Source organism: Terriglobales bacterium (genome assembly GCA_035573675.1).
Classification (GTDB): Bacteria; Acidobacteriota; Terriglobia; order Terriglobales; family Acidobacteriaceae; genus DATMAB01.
In genome coordinates, this window is the sequence record DATMAB010000010.1 from 313,445 (window position 1) to 329,540 (window position 16,096).

Genomic DNA, 16,096 nt, shown 5'->3' on the forward strand with positions numbered 1-16,096 from the left:
AGTTCGCTGCTGCGGTTGTTTCTGAGGAGGAAGTGCCCATGCGATCCCTGGCCCAATCTGTAGCTGTTTTCGCGTTTTTCTCGCTGCTGCACGTGCTCGCTCCCGCCGAAGAGCCGGGTCCCATTCTGAAGTCGCTGCTCGAAGCGGAACGCAACTTCGCGCGCATGTCGGTAGAGAAGGGCATCCGTCCCGCGTTCCTGGCTAACCTGGCCGAGGACGCGGTGATCTTCCGGCCCGGACCAGTGCCGGGCAAGAAATGGATGCGTGACCACCCGCCCGAGAACAGCGTGCTGAGCTGGGAGCCGTCGTATGCCGAGGTCTCGCGTGCCGGCGACATGGGCTTTACCACCGGGCCGTACGAGTATCGCGGCACGGGCAACAACAGGGCCATCGGCTACGGGCACTTCGTCACCGTGTGGAAGAAGCAAGCCGCCGGCGCTTGGAAGGTCGCCATCGACTTCGGTGCTCCACACGCGAGGCCCGAGCATTCGGAAACACTGGGGCTGCGGCCGGGCAACGGCATGAAGGCGGAAAAGGCTACGGCCGACGTGGCCACGGAACGGGCCCGCCTGCTGGAAGCTGACCGGAGCTTTGCCGCCGCAACGGAAAGGAACGCAGTGGAGGCGTATGCGGCGACTGCTGCCGACGATGTGCTGTTCCTGCGTCCAGGCCGGCAGCTTGTCGCCGGTCGCGCTGGCGTTGGCAAGGAACTGGACCAGAAACCCGGACGCTTGACGTGGAAACCGATCGCCGGAGATGTCTCTGGCTCCGGCGATCTGGGCTACACCTACGGGTCGGGCGAGTTCCATTCCGGGGAAGCGAACGCGCCGCGGCACACCGGCTACTACTTGCGCGTGTGGCGCCGGAAACCCAAAGGTCCCTGGCAGGTCGCTCTGGATGTGATGGTCTTGGCGCCGTCAGACACGAACTGAGCGCGCGCCGCGTTAGAATGGTTCCCAATCCTATGCGCACCCGCGAGCAGACTCTCGAGGAGATCCTCGGCCTGGCCGCCGCGCACTTCAAGGTGCCGCGCGAGCGCCTTTCTCCCGACGACGACTTCTTCCAGAAGCTCGGCATCGACAGCCTGCAGGCGCTCGAGCTGCTCACCCGCCTGGAGCACCACTTCCAGGTCGAGCTGCCTGACTACGAAGTGCAGGGGGTCACGGACTTCCGTACCCTGGCCGAGCGAATTCAAGCAAGACTCTAGGATTGAGTAATTTGGTAATCGGGTAATCTGGTAATTGCGCCACTGCTTCGTTGCACGGGCCTTTACAATTACCCAATTGCCAGATTTTCCGATTACTCAATCTTCCCGTGCTCGACCTTAGGAACTACACCTGCCTCGGAGCGGCGCTGCGCGATGCCCTGGAGCGCTGGTCCGACGAAGTGTGCCTGATCGAGAGCGACCGCGAGCGCGAGAAGGCCCGCCTGACCTACCGCGACTTCCGCGAATCGGCGCTGCCGCTGGCCCGGTTTCTCGAGGATTCGGGGTTCGGCCCCGGCGATCGCGCCGCCATCTGCATGACCAACCAGTCGAAGTGGCTGATCTCGGCCTACGCCATCTTTTTTCGCGGCGGCGTGCTGGTCCCGCTGGATTACAAACTGACGGCGCGCGAGCAACTGGCGCTGCTGGCGCATTCCAGGGCGAGCGTGCTGGTGGTGGAGTACTACCTGTGGCGCGCGATGCAGCAGGCGGAAGGCATCCGCGACCTGCGTGTCCGTACCGTGCTGGTAACCGAAGCGCCACCCGGCGCCGAGCTAGCCGGGGCCAAGCGCTGGGAGGAGGCGCGCGGTGAAGGGGAGCCCACGTTCGTCATGCGCGAGCGCAGCGACTGGGCATGCATCGTCTACTCCTCGGGAACCGGCGGACGCCCCAAGGGCTGCGTCCTCACGCACGAGAACTACCTCGAACAGTGCATGTCGCTGACCGCGCTCTGCCCGTTCTGGCCGGGCGTGCGATACCTCAGCATCCTGCCCACCAATCATGCCATCGACTTCATGGTGGGATTCATCGGACCGTTCACCTGCGGCGCCTGCGTGGTGCATCTGCGGACGCTGCGGCCGGAGTACGTGCGCGACGCCTTCCCGCGCTACAAGATCACGTACATGAGCCTGGTTCCGCTGGTGCTCAAGAACCTGGAGAAGGGACTGCGCCAGCGCTTCGCCGAGCTGCCGCCCGGCAAGCGGAAAATGCTGAATGCCGCCATCGCGCTCAACCGGTTTTTCACGCGGCGGCGTCCGCACCTGGCGCTGAGCCGCATGCTGCTCAAGCAAGTACATCAGGCGTTCGGGGGCGAGCTGCGCGCGCTGTTCGTCGGCGGCGCATTCACCGAACCGGCGACTTTGCAGTTCTTCTACGACCTCGGCATCCTTGTGGGCAACGGCTACGGGCTGACGGAGGCCGGAACCGCCATCACGCTCAACGACTTCAAGCCGTTCCGTCCGGATACGGTGGGCCGCCCGCTGCCCGGCATGGAAGTGCGCATCCTGGACCCGGACGCCGAGGGCATCGGCGAAGTGGCAGTACGCAGCAAGACGGTAATGTCTCACTACCTCGACGATCCCGAGCTCACGGCGGAAACCATCGTGGACGGCTGGCTGATGACCGGCGACCTGGGCAAGCTCGATAGCTCCGGCCACCTGCATCTCTTCGGGCGCAAGAAAAACGTCATCATCACCGAGGGCGGCAAGAATATTTATCCCGAGGACATCGAGAACGTCTTCGAGGGATTGGCCGTGCAGGAGTTCTGCGTCTTCGCGTCGAACTATCTCTGGCCGCACCACGAGCTGACCGGCGACCTGCTGGTGATGGTCATTCACCCGGATTCCGGCACGCAGTGGACGGACGCGGTCCGCCAGGACCTGGAATCACGCAACCGGCGCCTGCTGGACTTCAAGCGCGTGGGCGGGTACGTGCTCTGGTTCCGCGACTTCCCCCGAACGGCGTCCATGAAGATCAAGCGCCACGAACTGGCGGAGCAGGTGCGGGCCGAGGTCCAGCGCGCGGCGGTGAAGCCGCTGTGAGCCGTCCGCTGCTGGCGCTGGTGAATCCGGCTGCGGGCGGCGGACGCTGCGGCAAGCTGGCCGGCCCGGAACTGGAGCGCCTGCGTGCTTCGGGAATCGAACTCGAGGTCCGCGAGACCCTCCGGCGCGGCGAAGCCACGGAAGTGACGCGCGCTGCCTGGCGCGATGGCTACCGCCGCTTTCTGGCGGTCGGCGGCGACGGTACCTCGTACGAGGTTGTGAACGGACTTTTCCCGGAAGCCGCGGCGGGCGAGGAAAAGCCCACACTCGCCTTCTTGCCGCTCGGTACGGGCAACTCTTTCCTGCGCGACTTCAGCGACCGCGGCGCTGAGTACGCCCGCGAGTCCTTGCTGGCGGGCCGCGAGCGAACGTGCGACGTGCTGCGCCTCACGCACGCCACGGGCACGCTCTATTACATCAACCTGCTCAGCATGGGATTCGCCGCCGACGTGGCGGCGCTGGTGAACCGCAAACTCAAGCCGCTGGGCGAGTTGGGGTATCTCGTGGGAGTGCTCACCTGCCTGGTGCGGCTCAATCGTCGCGCGTTTCCGCTGCGCGTAGACAGTCAAGGTGAGCTCGACCGCCGCCGGTGTCTGTTTCTCAGTTTCAACAACAGCAAGTTCACCGGCGGCAAGATGATGATTGCGCCGCAGGCCGTAACTGACGACGGCCTGATCGAGTACGTGCGCTGGGGGCCGATCGGACGCCTGGGACTGATTTGCAACCTGCACACCCTCTACGACGGCACGCACATGCGGCATCCATTGGCCGAGCGCAGCGCGGTACGTCGCATTGAGTTTCAGCTTGAAGGCCCTGTGGACGTGATGGTGGACGGGGAATCGCTCACGCTCCAGTGCCAAAGCCTGGATGTCCTTGCAGGCGCCCTGCGTGTGATGGTGTGAGTTCGACGCCTAAACGGTTGGGCCTGAGCCCTGCGTCAGGACATGACTTGCAGCGGTTCGCAATTCCTTCACTGCCGATCCACTGGTCTTCATCTGCCGCATCTGCCCGGCGAGCGCCAAAATCCTCTCCGCCGCCTCGGCAGTCGGCACGCCGCGCGCGTGAATATTGGAAATCAGGTTACGGCCCGCGTCAGTGTGGCCGGCACGCGGCCGCCAGGCCATGTAGGCCGAGAGGCTCTCGGCGGTCGCCAGACCGGGACGTTCGCCGATGAGGAGCACCGCGATCTCCGGGTCCAGCAACTCGCCGATGTCGTTGAGCACGCCGACGCGGCAATGCCGAATGTAGAACGCGCGCCCCACGCTCCAGCCACGCTGCTCCGCACCGGCGACGAGCGCCGGCAAGAGCGGCGGAACCTGCGAGACGACGGCAGAAGCGGACAGTCCGTCACCGATCGCGATCTGCAATTGGCAGCCCTTGGGACATTCACGCCCGACCTCGGCGCGCGCCGCGTCACTCAAGCGGCGGCCGAGATCGGGGCGCATCAGGTACTCCTGCTTGTCCGCGGCACAGGTCGCGACTTCGAACAGACGCCAGCGCTCGACGAACTCACGGCCGAAATCCCGCTCCAGGTCAAGCTCGGTGCGCACGGCGTCCACCGCCGCCGCATGGTCACGGCGCAGATCAAGTTGCGTCGCGGTACGGTAGGAGGGCCCGGCGCGGCCCACCAGGAGGCGGGCGGGAGTCCGCAAGCGGATGGCAGAAAGCATGTCCGCCAGTTCCGGCGAAGGCGTCGCCGGAATCACCCGTCCCCGCTCTTTCGAGGATTTTGCCATCATGTTCAGCTCGCCTTCGGCTCCCTGAGCGCCGCTTGCAGCCCTTCCGCGAGTTGGCGGCGGCGTGCGGGCTGCAAAGCAACCGGCTGGCCGTCGCGGTAGATATCCATTTCCTCCAGCCAGGCCAGGAACTCCGGTGCAGGCTTCAGCCCGAACAGGCGGCGCGCGGCCAGCGCGTCATGAAAGCTGGTGGACTGGTAGTTCAGCATGACGTCGTCGGCGCAGGGCACGCCCATGAAGTAATTGCAGCCCGCTGCAGCCAGCAGGAACAGCAGGTTGTCGGCGGAGTTCTGGTCCGCCGCGGCGTGGTTGGTGTAGCAGACGTCGCAGCCCATGGGCAGACCCAGGAGTTTGCCCATGAAGTGCTCTTCCAGGCCGGCGCGAATGATCTGGCGCTCGTCGTAGAGATACTCCGGTCCGATGAAGCCCACCACGCTGTTTACCAGAAAGGGCGATAGCGTGCGCGCAACACCATAGGTACGCGCTTCGAGTGTCAACTGGTCCACTCCGTGATGGGCTTCGGCGGAAAGGGCGCTTCCCTGGCCGGTCTCGAAATACATCACGTTGTCACCCACCCAGGCCACATCGCGCGCGCGATGATGTTCGAGCACGCGCTCGCGTCCTTCGCGCAGCATTTGCAGGCTGATGCCGAAGCTGCGGTTGGCGGCCTCGGTTCCGGCAATCGACTGGAACAACAGGTCCACGGGCGCGCCGCCCTCCATCGCCGCAAGTTGCGTAGTTACATGTGCCAGGCAGCAGGCCTGTGTGGGGATGCGGAAGACCGCGATCATGCGGTCGAGCGTGCGCAGGATGCCGGAGACGGTCTCGACCGATTCGGTGGCCGGGTTCACGCCCACCACGGCGTCGCCGCAGCCAAAGAGCAGGCCGTCGAGCGTCGCCAGCAGAATGCCGCCCAGGTCGTCCGAGGGATGATTGGGCTGCAGGCGGATGCCGAGCACGCCGCGCTCGCCCATGGTGTTGCGGCAGCGCGTGACGGTGCGGATCTTGGCCGCGGCCAGAATCAGGTCCTTGTTGCTCATGATCTTGGCCACCGCCGCCGCCACTTCCGGCAGCACCGCCCAGTGCAGGCGGCGCAGTTCTTCTTCGCCGGTCGAGTCGTCGAGCAGGTATTCGCGGAACTCGCCCACTGTCATGCTGCGCAGCGGAGCAAAAGTCTCGCGGTCCAGCGTCTCCAGAAGCAGGCGGCTGACCTCGTCCTGGTCGGGGTCGATCAGCGGGTGGTCCACGATCTCGCCCAGCGTGCGGTCGGCCAGATAGCGCTTGGCGGCGACGCGCTCGCGCTCCGAGCCCGCGGCGAGCCCGGCGAGCCGGTCCCCGGATTTTTCCTCGTTGGCCTTGCCGAAAACTTCACGCAAGTCGGAGAACACGGATGTTCCTCCGTGGGATGACTACTCAAATCGCCAAACCGGGATCCCCTTCGAGAATCCGCTGTTCCAGCTTTGGCCGTTCGCCGGGCTTCCAGAGTCGGGCCCGATGCGAGACACGATAGCGTAGCGGCCCGCCGTCCGCACTCGCAGCGCGCTCCAGCGGCCGCGGAATGCAGACGAACTCGCACTCGATGACGTCCTCACTCAAGCGTACTGTCGCGTAGCCATGGGCGCTCATGTCCACGAAGGCGAGGTGCGGCGAAAGCTCACGGTTCGACACGGCACGCGCACGGGCTGCATCGCCCGTCCGCTGGTATTCAAGACAGGAGCGCACACCATGATGCAGCAGCAGGTTGACCGCGGCGTGCGGCTTGACCTCGCCGGGCCGGTCGGTGAGAAACAGCGGTCGCAGCGGATGGTCTTTGGGGAACCGGTGCTCGAACGCCTCCACCAGCCCCGGCGCCGAGACCGAGGCGGTGATGAAGGCGACGCCCACCGGCTCAAACGCCTGCGGCGGCAGCGCCTTGGCCGCCAGCCCCGCCCAAAAGCTGTGCCGGTCGCCCGCAACCACCGCGAAGCCCGTGATGCCCGCGCTCCTCACCAGGTCATAGATCTCGGCGCGCTCCACGTAGGCCGCGCTGTGATCGCCGCCGCCGAACCCCGCATACCCCGCGCCCGGCCACCGCTTGCCGGTTTCCGGCGGCAGGTTCTGCGGATCGGCGCGCCAGTCGAGGACACCGAGCGAATTTCCCCATACCTTCCAGGTCGCTTGCGACTTGCGCAGGCGCTCGAGGAACCAGCGCTTCTGCTCGGCGCCCAGGATGGTTTGTGGCGGCTGCTCACGACGGAAGTTGGGAATCTCCGCTTCGCCAAAGCGAATGCTCGCCGGAGGCTTGCCGCCCTCGTACGCGCGCCCCGCGTCGAGGATCTCCATCGCCTCCTGCGGCACGAAGTTGGGGAAGTCAGGACTCGACAACGGAGCCGCCTCCGGCCGGTCGGTCGGCTCCTCCGAGCGGTAGCTGTGCTGGTCGGTGATCAGCAGGTCGAGATTGCGTCCCCAGCGCTGGGCGCGATACGCCGTGAGGCTGCGGATGGCAGCCAGGTTGTTCGGCTCGTCGCCGAGGCCCTGTTCGTCGAAGCGGGTGATGGAGGCATCGCTCACCTTCGGCGCCGCGAAGCCATCCAGCACCAGACCTGCGGGCTGGCGGACGCGCGCCGGTTGATACTCGAACCACGCCTGGTTGGCGGCCACTTTGCGCGTCTGCGCCGGGCGCGTCTTGCCCTCGAACTTCTGGAAGCTCTGCCAGCCCAGCCAGGAGAACTCGTGGTTGTCCCACATGGGCACGAACGGGAAGCGGGCGCGCGCGTCCTGCAGGTCGGGATCGGCCAGGTAAGCGCGATACACGGCCCGATAGTCGTCCAGCGTGACCGGGATGTGGAAGTCGGTGATCTTTTCGCCCTGCGGATAGCGCACGATGTCGCGCAGCCGGCGGTCATACATGCCCTGCGGCCGCTCCTCCGGATACCACACCATTTCGTAGATGAAGTCGCCGAGGTGCAGCACGAAGCTGAGCCGCTCGTTCTCCGGTGCGCGCTCGTCCTCGTAGATCATGCGGCGATAAGCGTTCTGCGCTCCCTGGTTCACGTTCTGGCAACTGACGAAGGCGAAACGCACCGGCCGCGGATCGTCGTCGGCCGGCGCGGTGATGGTGCGGCCGATGCGGCTGCCCGCGCCGTCGGCGTCCGTGAAGCGGTACCAGTAAACCCGTGCCGGCCGCAGGCCTGCGGCCAGCACGCGGCATGTCCAGTCGGTTTCCGGCCGGGCCGTGGTTTCTGTCGCCGCGACCACTCGCCGGAACTCCGCGTCCTCGGCAATTTCAAGCGTCAGCTTCACGGCAGCGCCGGTGCCGGCCGAATAGCGTGTCCAGAGAATGACGCTGTCCGCCTGCGGATCCCCCGACGCGACACCCTCGGCGAAACGCTCCCGCCGTTCCCGCCACTTGACGCGCGAGCGCGCCGCCGCCGGCCCGCACCAGGCCAGCGACGCCCCCATCGCCGTCGCCAGCAGAAGAAATTGTCGTCGCGTGATCTCGCTCATTGGGAGTAGGTCAGTCCCTCACCAGTCCTCTGGGCCGGGAGGGAGGCAAGAAATGTAGCACGGCGGCGGACCGCCCGACCGGGGTTGTGTCCAACACGAGGAGACGGACACCGATGCATTCGTTACAATCCTCTTGCTTCGATGCACGGGAGTCCAAACTCGCTCGGCGCCCCGTTGTGGTGGGTAGGACTTGTCCTGCTTTTTCTCCTCGCAGGTACGATACGCAGGGCGTGGGAGAAATATCGCCAACGCCTTGCCGAAAGCTGGCCATCAACAATAGGGCACGTTGAATCCGTCGAGGTCCGCGAAAAGACGAGCGGTCGCTCCCGATACTGGATTGGGGAGCTGGCCTATTCCTATTCGGTTGCGGGCAGCCAATACTCGGGCCGATACGGCCGCAGATTCGACAGCGAGGAAGATGCCCAGGATTTCGTGGACTACCTTCACCGGAAGCAGGTCAGCGTCCGCTACAGACCCCGCAAACCTGCGGCTTCGATGATCCTGGATGAAGCTGTGGACGTCGCGCTGCAAGGCCGGCCGGCACTGGCAGATTCAGGGAACTGCGATGTTCCCTCGCGAGAGGTTCCAGGTTGGATGAAGCCGCTTGTCTGGCCTCTGGTCGTGGTTGCCCTCGTCGGCGTTGTCGTGAGTCTCTGGGTACACGTCGGAGCGTGGCAAGGAAAGCAAGTGGTCCCAAACCGAGTTTTCGATTGGCTGAACTCAGGCCTTGTTATCGTCTGGCCGGCGACGATTCTGGTCTTTGCCTGGCGGAGCTCCTCCAAAGGATCGCGGAGGTCAGTACGGGAGGAGTTTCCCGGACTCCCACCATGGACGGGGAAGGTTGCCGGCGCAATGGTTTTTTACGCAGTCGCTATCATTTTGATCTTCGGCTCAGTCAGAGTGAGCTCGTCGGATGCAGTGATTCCCGCAAGAGCCTGGCGGACGTTTTCAGCGGGTTGGATGGCATTCTATTCGGTAGCTTTCCTCACGCTACTCTCCGCAGGTCGTACCGCAACGCCTTCCGACCAGTCCGAACTGTTGCGCCTGCGTCATGAGAGCCAGCGCAGGCCCTAGGGACGCCGCTCTGGCTCTTCTATCCTCTTGAGCGTATGGGACGGGCCCTAGACGTACATGCGCCGCAGCATCTCGGCCGCGGTTTCGTCCAGCAGTTCGCTGCGACGCAGGTCTTCGAAGCGGTCCAGCAGGTCCTCGGGGCGCAGGCGTCGCTTTTCCGCGCCGCGGAAGTCGTGGAGGATGCGTCCGCGATACAGCATGAGCAGCCGCGTGCCCAGGCTCGCGGCCTGATGCATGGAGTGAGTGACCATCAGCGTGGTCAGGCGCTCGCGGGCGATGACCTCTTCCGTCAGCCGGATGACCTGGTCGGCGCTGCGCGGATCGAGCGCAGCGGTGTGCTCATCGAGCAGCAGGAGCCGCGGCTTGAGCCAGGTGGCCATCAGCAGCGTCAGCGCCTGGCGCTGCCCGCCGGAGAGCGTTCCCATGGGGTTCTGCAGGCGATCCTCCAGGCCCATGCGCAGCGTGGCGATGCGCGCCCGCAGCTCGTCGCGGACACGCCGGCTCAGTCCCCAGCCTAGCCCGCGGGAAAGGCCGCGGCGCGCCGCCAGCGCCAGGTTCTCCTCTACGGTGAGATTCGGCGCCGTGCCGGAGAAGGGGTTCTGGAACACGCGGCCCATCAGGTGCGCGCGCCGGTGCTCGGGCCAGCGCGTGATGTCGCTGCCCTCCAGGCGGATCGAACCCGACTCTGCCGCCACACTGCCGGCGATTGCGTTCAGCAACGTGGTCTTGCCCGAACCGTTCCCCCCGATGATGACCACGAACGCGCCCTTCTCCACCTCCAGGCTCACGCTATCGAGCGCCACCAGGCGGTTGGGGGTGTTGGGGTGAAAGACGCGCGTGACCGAATCCAGCTCAAGCATGCCGCAGTTGCGCCGCCTTTCTGCGCGTGCGCGCCAGCAGTTCCGGCAGCACCAGCGCCCCGAAGACGAACAGCGCCGTCACCAGCTTGAGGTCGTTGGGATCCAGTCCCCAGCGCAGGGCAATCGCCACCAGCAGGCGGAACAGCACCGACCCCATGATGGCGCCGGTGATGGTCAGCCCCAGGTACTGTTCGCCCACCAGCGCCTGCCCGATGATCACGCTGGCCAGCCCCCACACCACCATGCCGATGCCCATCTGCACGTCGGCGAATCCCTGGTACTGCGCAAGGAGCGCTCCCGAGAGTGCAATCAGCCCGTTGGAGATCGCCAGGCCGAGGATGGTCATGTTCTCCACGCTCACGCCCAGCGCGCGGATCATCTGCTCGTTGTCGCCGGTGGCGCGCATCGCCGTGCCCAGGTTGGTGCGGAGGAACGCGTACATTCCGCCGGCGACCAGCCCGGCGGAGAGCAGCGCGAGGGCCAGCGCAGCGGCGTCGGGCGTCGGCACCTCCCAGCCCGCCAGGTTGAAGCTCGCAACTCCGCCAAGAAGCCGTACGGCGGCACGCTCGGCTGTTGTCATCAGCGTCTTCGCATCGAGCAGCGGCACATTGGCCTTGCCCAACACGTGGAGGTTTATGGAGTACAGTGCGGTCATCACCAGGATGCCGGAAAGCAGCTTGTGTATGCCGAACTTTGCGTTCAGCACTCCTGTGGTCGCACCCGCCACGGCGCCGCACATGCAGGCCAGGCCGCTGGCCAGAAACGCGTCCCAGCCCTGCAGGATGAGAACGGCAGCCACCGAAGCGCCCAGGGTGATGGAACCGTCGGCGGTGATATCGGGAAAGTGGAAGATGCGGAAGCTGATGTAGACACCCAACGCCAGCAGCGAAAGGATCAACCCGATGGTCCAGGCGCCGAGCAAGAGGTTCACGCAGCACCTCCCGCGACGCTGGTCTGCGCAATGGGCCCGATCCAGCAGGCCCCACGCACGAATTCGCTCTCGCCCGCGCCGACGATCGGACGGTCGTCATGCAGCAGGTGCAGCACACCTCGCAGCTTCTCCGTCGAAAACAGCGACGTCACTGTCTCTTTCAGGTCCACGCGGCCGCGCGCCAGTGGCCGGTAGGAGAATGCGGCGGCATGAAAGTGTCCGCTGGGCGCTGTCGGGTTCCTCAGCGGCCGCACGAGCGGCGCCAGAGCTGCCGGTGCGTTGTGTGTGGCTACCCCCACGGCCACGCATACCGAGTGGGTGTGTACGCGCTCCGGAGAAAACGAGATCCAATCCCGGATGACCGGATGTGCGAATGGATCCGGCGGGCCGCCCGCCATGGCCGGCGAGCGCCGCAACGCTGCCCCCGCCAGCCCCGCAGCCTCCGCCACCACGATCAGGCCGGCGGTCTCCGCTTCGGCTGCCTTCAGGCAGGTTTCGGCGAGTTCGCTCAAGCGGAGCCCGCCGGCATCGCGGTGAGCTTCGAACCGAAGCAGATGGCGGAACGCTCCCTCGCATACCACGCCATAGAGCATCTCGATCTCCGGCACGAGTCCCGTAGTGGAGACCATGTAGTCGGGGACGTTGGTGCCGTCCGACGGCAGATAGGCAGCCGAGCCGGCCACGGCCAGGAACTCGCCGAACCGCGCCCGGCAGTCGTCAAACCCGGCGCCGAACGCGCCCAGCCCCAGCGCAAAGGAGTTCTCCGGAAACGACATGGTGCGGCAATGCTCATGCCGGTAGCGCGCGCCCGCCACGAGCGCCGGATCGCCGATCACCTGGCAGGCCACTTCGCCCGCTTCCTCGAAATCGAACACCTCGTGAGCGGCGTTCGCACTGCTCAGGGTGCGGCCCGGCGGCTGCGCCGCCTTCATGGTGTCGGTGGTGGCCTCCTCTTTTGCCGCCAGCAGGATGGGTTCCAGGCCAACCAGCCGCAGGATGCTGCGCACCCGCTCCGACGCCGCGATGATGATCAACGAGCCCTGAATCCCGGCCAACTTCTTGTAATACTCCACCAGCACGCCGATGCCCGCGGAACTGAGGTAGGTCACGTCGGAAAGATCGAGCCGCAGGTGGTGCGATCCCTGCTGCACGATCTCCTTCAGCCCGGCAGAAAAGAACATCGACCAGTAGGAGTCCAGTCGGCCGCGCACCCGCAGCTCCAGCACATCTCCGCGAGGATGCTTAACGATGTCCATCGCGCGCCATCGCCTCCCGTCGAGCTTGCTCGAGCAGTGCGGGAGGCAGGGTGACCCCGGCCGCGCGGGCGGCCTCCGGGTTCACCACCAGGTAGGTTCCGGAAAAGGTCTCGAACGGGATGCGCGCCGGGCTCTCGCCACGGATCACGCGAGCAGCCTGGGCGCCGGCAATCCGGCCGCTGTCGAAGTATTCACGGGTGATGGCCACCATGGCGCCCTGCTCCACCTGTGCCTTCTGGAACGCGAACACCGGCAGGTGAACCTGGGCTGCGGCCCGAGCGATGCTTCCGAAGGCGGACGCCACGAGGTTGCCGGGCATCTGCATGACGGCGTCGATCCGCTTTCCCACCAGCGCTTGCGCGGCATCGGGGACGTCGGTGGCCGTGCTCACGGGAACCACTTCGATCTCCATTCCCGCCTCGCCGGCCGCTTCCCGGAACTGCTCCAGGAAATAAACCATGTTGGCTTCCGCAGGAACGTGCAACGTCCCCAGCCGGTGCACCCTGGGAAAGTATTTCCGCACTAGCGCCAGCATCTGCGGGTATCCCACGGATATGTCGACGCCGGTGACGAAGGGCAGATGGTCGATGTGGCTGGCGCCGGCGCCGGCGGCGACTCCGCTGGCCACGTAGGCGAAGACGACCGGCGTCCCCTTTCCGCGCCGAATGGCGGCCTGCAGGGTTGGGGTGGAAAGCGTTAGCAACAGGTCGGCATTCTGGGTGACCGCCGAATCCACCAGGGCGCTGACGGTCGCCATGTCGCCCTGTGCGTTGGAAAAGTGCAGCTCGTAATCGCGGCCTTCGACCAGGCCCGATTCGCGCAAGCCGGCCAGCACTCCGTCTTTAGTCTCGTTCGAATCTACGACATCGTTGTACTGGATGACGTGGAGTCTCCACTTCCGGCCCGTCCCGTCCTGCCGGCGTTCGCTGCCGGAAAACAACAAGGCGGCGGAGGCCAGGAGCAGCAGGACCAAACCGAAGGAAAGGCGTTTAAGGACCAGGGCCACGCGTATCACTCCCCGAGGACCGCGCTGTCGCGGAGGAACTCCCGGTGCGAGAGTGTACACGAAGCAGCGCCGGAAACCCGTGTTGGCCGGCCGAAATCGCCGCCTCCAGGCACTGGCCGAACTTAAGCGCTATCTGCTTGTCAATCAATCACATACGGTCCTACCCGGCCACGGGTGCAGCCTTGCAACCCTGGGCCGGGTCGTTGCATCTCTTTCTCCCGGAAGTTCCATCCTGCCGCCGCGGAAGCATTGTTCTTTGCGCGCGGCTTCCGCGGACGAGCGTTCTTCGATTGTATTGAACTTGGAGGTGAAGTGTATGAAGTCAAGGACAATCGTGGGACTCGCTGCTTTACTCATCCTGGCAATCCCCATCTCAGCCTGGGGAGTCAAGAAGAGCAGCGCTACGGTGAGTTTCTCCGAGCCGGTGAAGCTGGCGGGGACGGAACTCAAGCCCGGCGAGTACCGCATTGAGTGGACCGGAGAGGGGCCCGAAGTGCAGGTCAGCCTGCTCCAGGGACGCCAGGCGGTCGCGACCGCTCCCGCCCGGCTGCTCAACGAGCGCAGCCTCTATGACAGCCCCAGTGTGCATATGAGGATCACCGAGACGGGTCCCAAGGTGGTGACTCGCATCGCATTCCCCAAACACTCACTCGTCTTCGACGAGAACGCGACCGGGCAAAAGTAACCGGTCTTCGGCTGAAGTACGTGGTGCGGGCGGCTCCGCCCGCACCTCCCGCAACACCATTTCTTCACATTCGCACTCAACCCGCTCCACCCCGTAGCCTTCCTTGGCGTGTGCTAGATTGAGGACGGAACGGGCCCGTAGCTCAGCGGTCAGAGCAGGGGACTCATAATCCCGGGCGCTTTCCTTAGCCCGAAAGAGAATGGGCTGAACGGTTGGCACCGAATCGAAGGAGGATTCGGTGCACAACGGTCACAACAGTCTCCACCCCGACTTACGTCCCATCATCGTCTGCCTGGCGGGCTCAACCCGCTTCCGGCAGGCCTTCGAGCAAGCCGCCTGCGCGGAAACCCTGGCCGGCCGCATCGTGCTTTCTGTCGGCTGCTTCACGCACTCCAGCGGCTACCCGCTTACGGCGGTCGAGAAGTCCATCGTCGATCAGCTCCACCTGCGCAAGATCGACATGGCCGATGAGCTGCTGGTCCTGAACGTCAACGGCTACGTTGGCGAGAGCACGCGAGAAGCTATCCGCTACGCGGCGCGCATCGGCAAGCCCATTCGCTTCCTGCATCCGCACTCCGAGCTGCAACTGCGGGAGGAGATCCTGGGGCAGTTCAAGGACTCGCTGCGGTCTGGAGCCACGGCTTAATGAAAGCACGCGCCGCGGTGAAGCCCTCGGACGTCGAGGGACCGGACTGCCGGATCAGGATTCATCCCGCCAGCCTGCCGACGCCGAAGTTCCGTTCCTGGGTGAAAGCCATGGGCGTTCGCCGGCTCGCTCGGAAACTCGGCATCGGCCGGTTCGCCGTGAACCGCTGGATCCGGCCGGAGGGTTCGCGCTGCTTGCCCACTCACCGCACCGCTCGCCAGATCATCGCGCTGTCGTTCGCCTTTCCCGATGGCGCAGGACCCTTGGCGTGGGAGGACATCTACGGTCCGGTGACGGTCGAGGTGCTGAAGGTGAAGGGCGCGCGATGAAGCCTCTGGCCATGCTCGGCTTCCTGCTGCTGGTGCTGCTGGACCTGGCGCTCGCCTTGGGCGTGGTTGCCCTGGCGCTCCACTTCGGGAGGAGCCGCAGCGCGCTGTGGCTGGGCGCAGCGACCTGCATGGTCGTGCTGCTGGCGGGTTGGCCGAAAGGGAGTGGAAGGTGAAGCTGAGCCGGAAGCCCGCCCATCGCGCGCCGCGCAAGTCGCGCCACTACTCCGGCTCGGCCTTCGGGAACAACAAGAACATGCCGGGCGGACGCTACTCGCGCCGCCGGATCAGCGTGCTCACCGGGATTGCCGATCTGCTGAAGGTGCCCCGGCCCGCGCTCACGAAAGAAGAAAAGCACGAGCAGCGCAGCGGCTTCTTCGGATTCCTGAAGCAGATGTTCCAGCGCCGGTTTCAAGCCGGGAGAGGAGAGCAGACTTGAGAACTCAGCACATCGCGTATGCCCATGCCTGTTCGGCGTGCGGAGCCGACCCGGGCACGCCCTGCATGGGCATGCCGCGCATCAAGGGCGAAAGGATAAGGCCGCAGCCGCTGATCCGTCCGCATGCAGTGCGCGTTCTTGCCCATCAGCGAGAGCTAGCGCGGCTGCGCAACCTGGAGCATTTGCGATTGCTGAACCGCGCCGTCAATGGTTCGGGCAGGAAAACTTCCCAGCCCGCGCCGCTACCGAAGAACGGACGCAAGGCCGGCTGAAGCATGGCGCTCCGAATCCAGGTCGTGCTGCGGAAGGAGAAGTCGATGGTGAACGGGCTGCCCATTCTGAAGGCCTATTTCCCGGATGGGAGGCCTCTGCTGCTGGCGCACGAGTCGGTGGTCGAGTTGAAGCGCCTGGTAATGCGCCGGTTCGGTCGCCAGGAGGTCTCGTTCATCTACCAGGGCTCGCTGTTCGAGGAGATGGCATGAGCACATCGGAAATCCCGGGCCTTCCGGTAGGGAGACCTGTGGCGCGGAAGCTGGCGCGGCTGATCGCGCTGGTTGGCGAGGTGGAGAAGAAGGGGAAGAACGAGCACTTCCACTACCCCTATACGCGGGAAGTCGATCTGGTAAC

The 16,096-nt window shown here is 65.4% G+C and carries 18 protein-coding genes; 11 read left to right on the forward strand and 7 right to left on the reverse strand.

The genetic code is table 11. The annotated features are described in order from the left end of the window. Nucleotides 1–38: 38 nt before the first annotated feature. The 4 genes from VNK82_03535 to VNK82_03550 all read left to right on the forward strand — a co-directional run bounded on the left by VNK82_03535 (nt 39) and on the right by VNK82_03550 (nt 3,926). A complete protein-coding gene (locus VNK82_03535) occupies nt 39–932 on the forward strand; it encodes a DUF4440 domain-containing protein (GenBank protein HXE90016.1) in 894 nt (297 codons plus the stop codon). Nucleotides 933–964: 32 nt separating this feature from the next. Continuing rightward, on the forward strand, nt 965–1,207 hold the full coding sequence (locus tag VNK82_03540) for an acyl carrier protein (GenBank protein ID HXE90017.1): 243 nt from the start codon (nt 965–967) through the stop codon (nt 1,205–1,207). Between the two features lie 107 nt (nt 1,208–1,314). Continuing rightward, nucleotides 1,315–3,024 (forward strand): AMP-binding protein, encoded by a 1,710-nt coding sequence (locus tag VNK82_03545; GenBank protein ID HXE90018.1) that lies wholly within the window; start codon nt 1,315–1,317, stop codon nt 3,022–3,024. Continuing rightward, nucleotides 3,021–3,926, forward strand: coding sequence for a diacylglycerol kinase family protein (locus VNK82_03550; protein ID HXE90019.1), 906 nt, complete (start codon nt 3,021–3,023; stop codon nt 3,924–3,926). Before VNK82_03545 ends, VNK82_03550 begins: the two co-directional genes overlap by 4 nt. A 9-nt stretch (nt 3,927–3,935) precedes the next feature. Here VNK82_03550 and eutC read toward each other — a convergent pair whose 3' ends face one another. From eutC to VNK82_03585, 7 genes are all read right to left on the reverse strand, one after another. Continuing rightward, entirely contained in the window at nt 3,936–4,763 is an 828-nt protein-coding gene (gene eutC, locus VNK82_03555; GenBank protein HXE90020.1) for an ethanolamine ammonia-lyase subunit EutC, read from the reverse strand. A gap of 2 nt (nt 4,764–4,765) precedes the next feature. Further along, on the reverse strand, nt 4,766–6,148 hold the full coding sequence (locus tag VNK82_03560; GenBank protein ID HXE90021.1) for an ethanolamine ammonia-lyase subunit EutB: 1,383 nt from the start codon (nt 6,146–6,148) through the stop codon (nt 4,766–4,768). Nucleotides 6,149–6,173: 25 nt separating this feature from the next. Then, entirely contained in the window at nt 6,174–8,246 is a 2,073-nt protein-coding gene (locus tag VNK82_03565; GenBank protein HXE90022.1) for an alkaline phosphatase D family protein, read from the reverse strand. Between the two features lie 1,121 nt (nt 8,247–9,367). Then, on the reverse strand, nt 9,368–10,180 hold the full coding sequence (locus VNK82_03570) for an ATP-binding cassette domain-containing protein (protein HXE90023.1): 813 nt from the start codon (nt 10,178–10,180) through the stop codon (nt 9,368–9,370). Next, a complete protein-coding gene (locus tag VNK82_03575; GenBank protein ID HXE90024.1) occupies nt 10,173–11,111 on the reverse strand; it encodes a hypothetical protein in 939 nt (312 codons plus the stop codon). Before VNK82_03575 ends, VNK82_03570 begins: the two co-directional genes overlap by 8 nt. After that, nucleotides 11,108–12,367: an STAS domain-containing protein gene (locus tag VNK82_03580; protein HXE90025.1), complete on the reverse strand. Its 1,260-nt coding sequence runs from the start codon at nt 12,365–12,367 to the stop codon at nt 11,108–11,110. The genes VNK82_03575 and VNK82_03580 overlap by 4 nt, the downstream gene beginning before the upstream one ends. Next, nucleotides 12,354–13,373 (reverse strand): ABC transporter substrate-binding protein, encoded by a 1,020-nt coding sequence (locus tag VNK82_03585; GenBank protein HXE90026.1) that lies wholly within the window; start codon nt 13,371–13,373, stop codon nt 12,354–12,356. The genes VNK82_03580 and VNK82_03585 overlap by 14 nt, the downstream gene beginning before the upstream one ends. A gap of 316 nt (nt 13,374–13,689) precedes the next feature. On the opposite strand from VNK82_03585, the gene VNK82_03590 reads away from it, so the two are divergent. From VNK82_03590 to VNK82_03620, 7 genes are all read left to right on the forward strand, one after another. Then, a complete protein-coding gene (locus VNK82_03590) occupies nt 13,690–14,058 on the forward strand; it encodes a hypothetical protein (GenBank protein HXE90027.1) in 369 nt (122 codons plus the stop codon). A 238-nt stretch (nt 14,059–14,296) separates the two neighbouring features. After that, nucleotides 14,297–14,704: a hypothetical protein gene (locus VNK82_03595; protein HXE90028.1), complete on the forward strand. Its 408-nt coding sequence runs from the start codon at nt 14,297–14,299 to the stop codon at nt 14,702–14,704. Next, nucleotides 14,704–15,033, forward strand: a complete 330-nt coding sequence (locus VNK82_03600) for a hypothetical protein (protein ID HXE90029.1) — start codon at nt 14,704–14,706, stop codon at nt 15,031–15,033. Before VNK82_03595 ends, VNK82_03600 begins: the two co-directional genes overlap by 1 nt. Beyond that, entirely contained in the window at nt 15,030–15,206 is a 177-nt protein-coding gene (locus tag VNK82_03605; GenBank protein HXE90030.1) for a hypothetical protein, read from the forward strand. Before VNK82_03600 ends, VNK82_03605 begins: the two co-directional genes overlap by 4 nt. Next, nucleotides 15,203–15,469: a hypothetical protein gene (locus VNK82_03610; protein ID HXE90031.1), complete on the forward strand. Its 267-nt coding sequence runs from the start codon at nt 15,203–15,205 to the stop codon at nt 15,467–15,469. Before VNK82_03605 ends, VNK82_03610 begins: the two co-directional genes overlap by 4 nt. Continuing rightward, nucleotides 15,466–15,741, forward strand: coding sequence for a hypothetical protein (locus tag VNK82_03615; GenBank protein HXE90032.1), 276 nt, complete (start codon nt 15,466–15,468; stop codon nt 15,739–15,741). The genes VNK82_03610 and VNK82_03615 overlap by 4 nt, the downstream gene beginning before the upstream one ends. 3 nt (nt 15,742–15,744) lie before the next feature. Continuing rightward, nucleotides 15,745–15,951, forward strand: coding sequence for a hypothetical protein (locus VNK82_03620; protein ID HXE90033.1), 207 nt, complete (start codon nt 15,745–15,747; stop codon nt 15,949–15,951). Nucleotides 15,952–16,096: the final 145 nt, after the last annotated feature.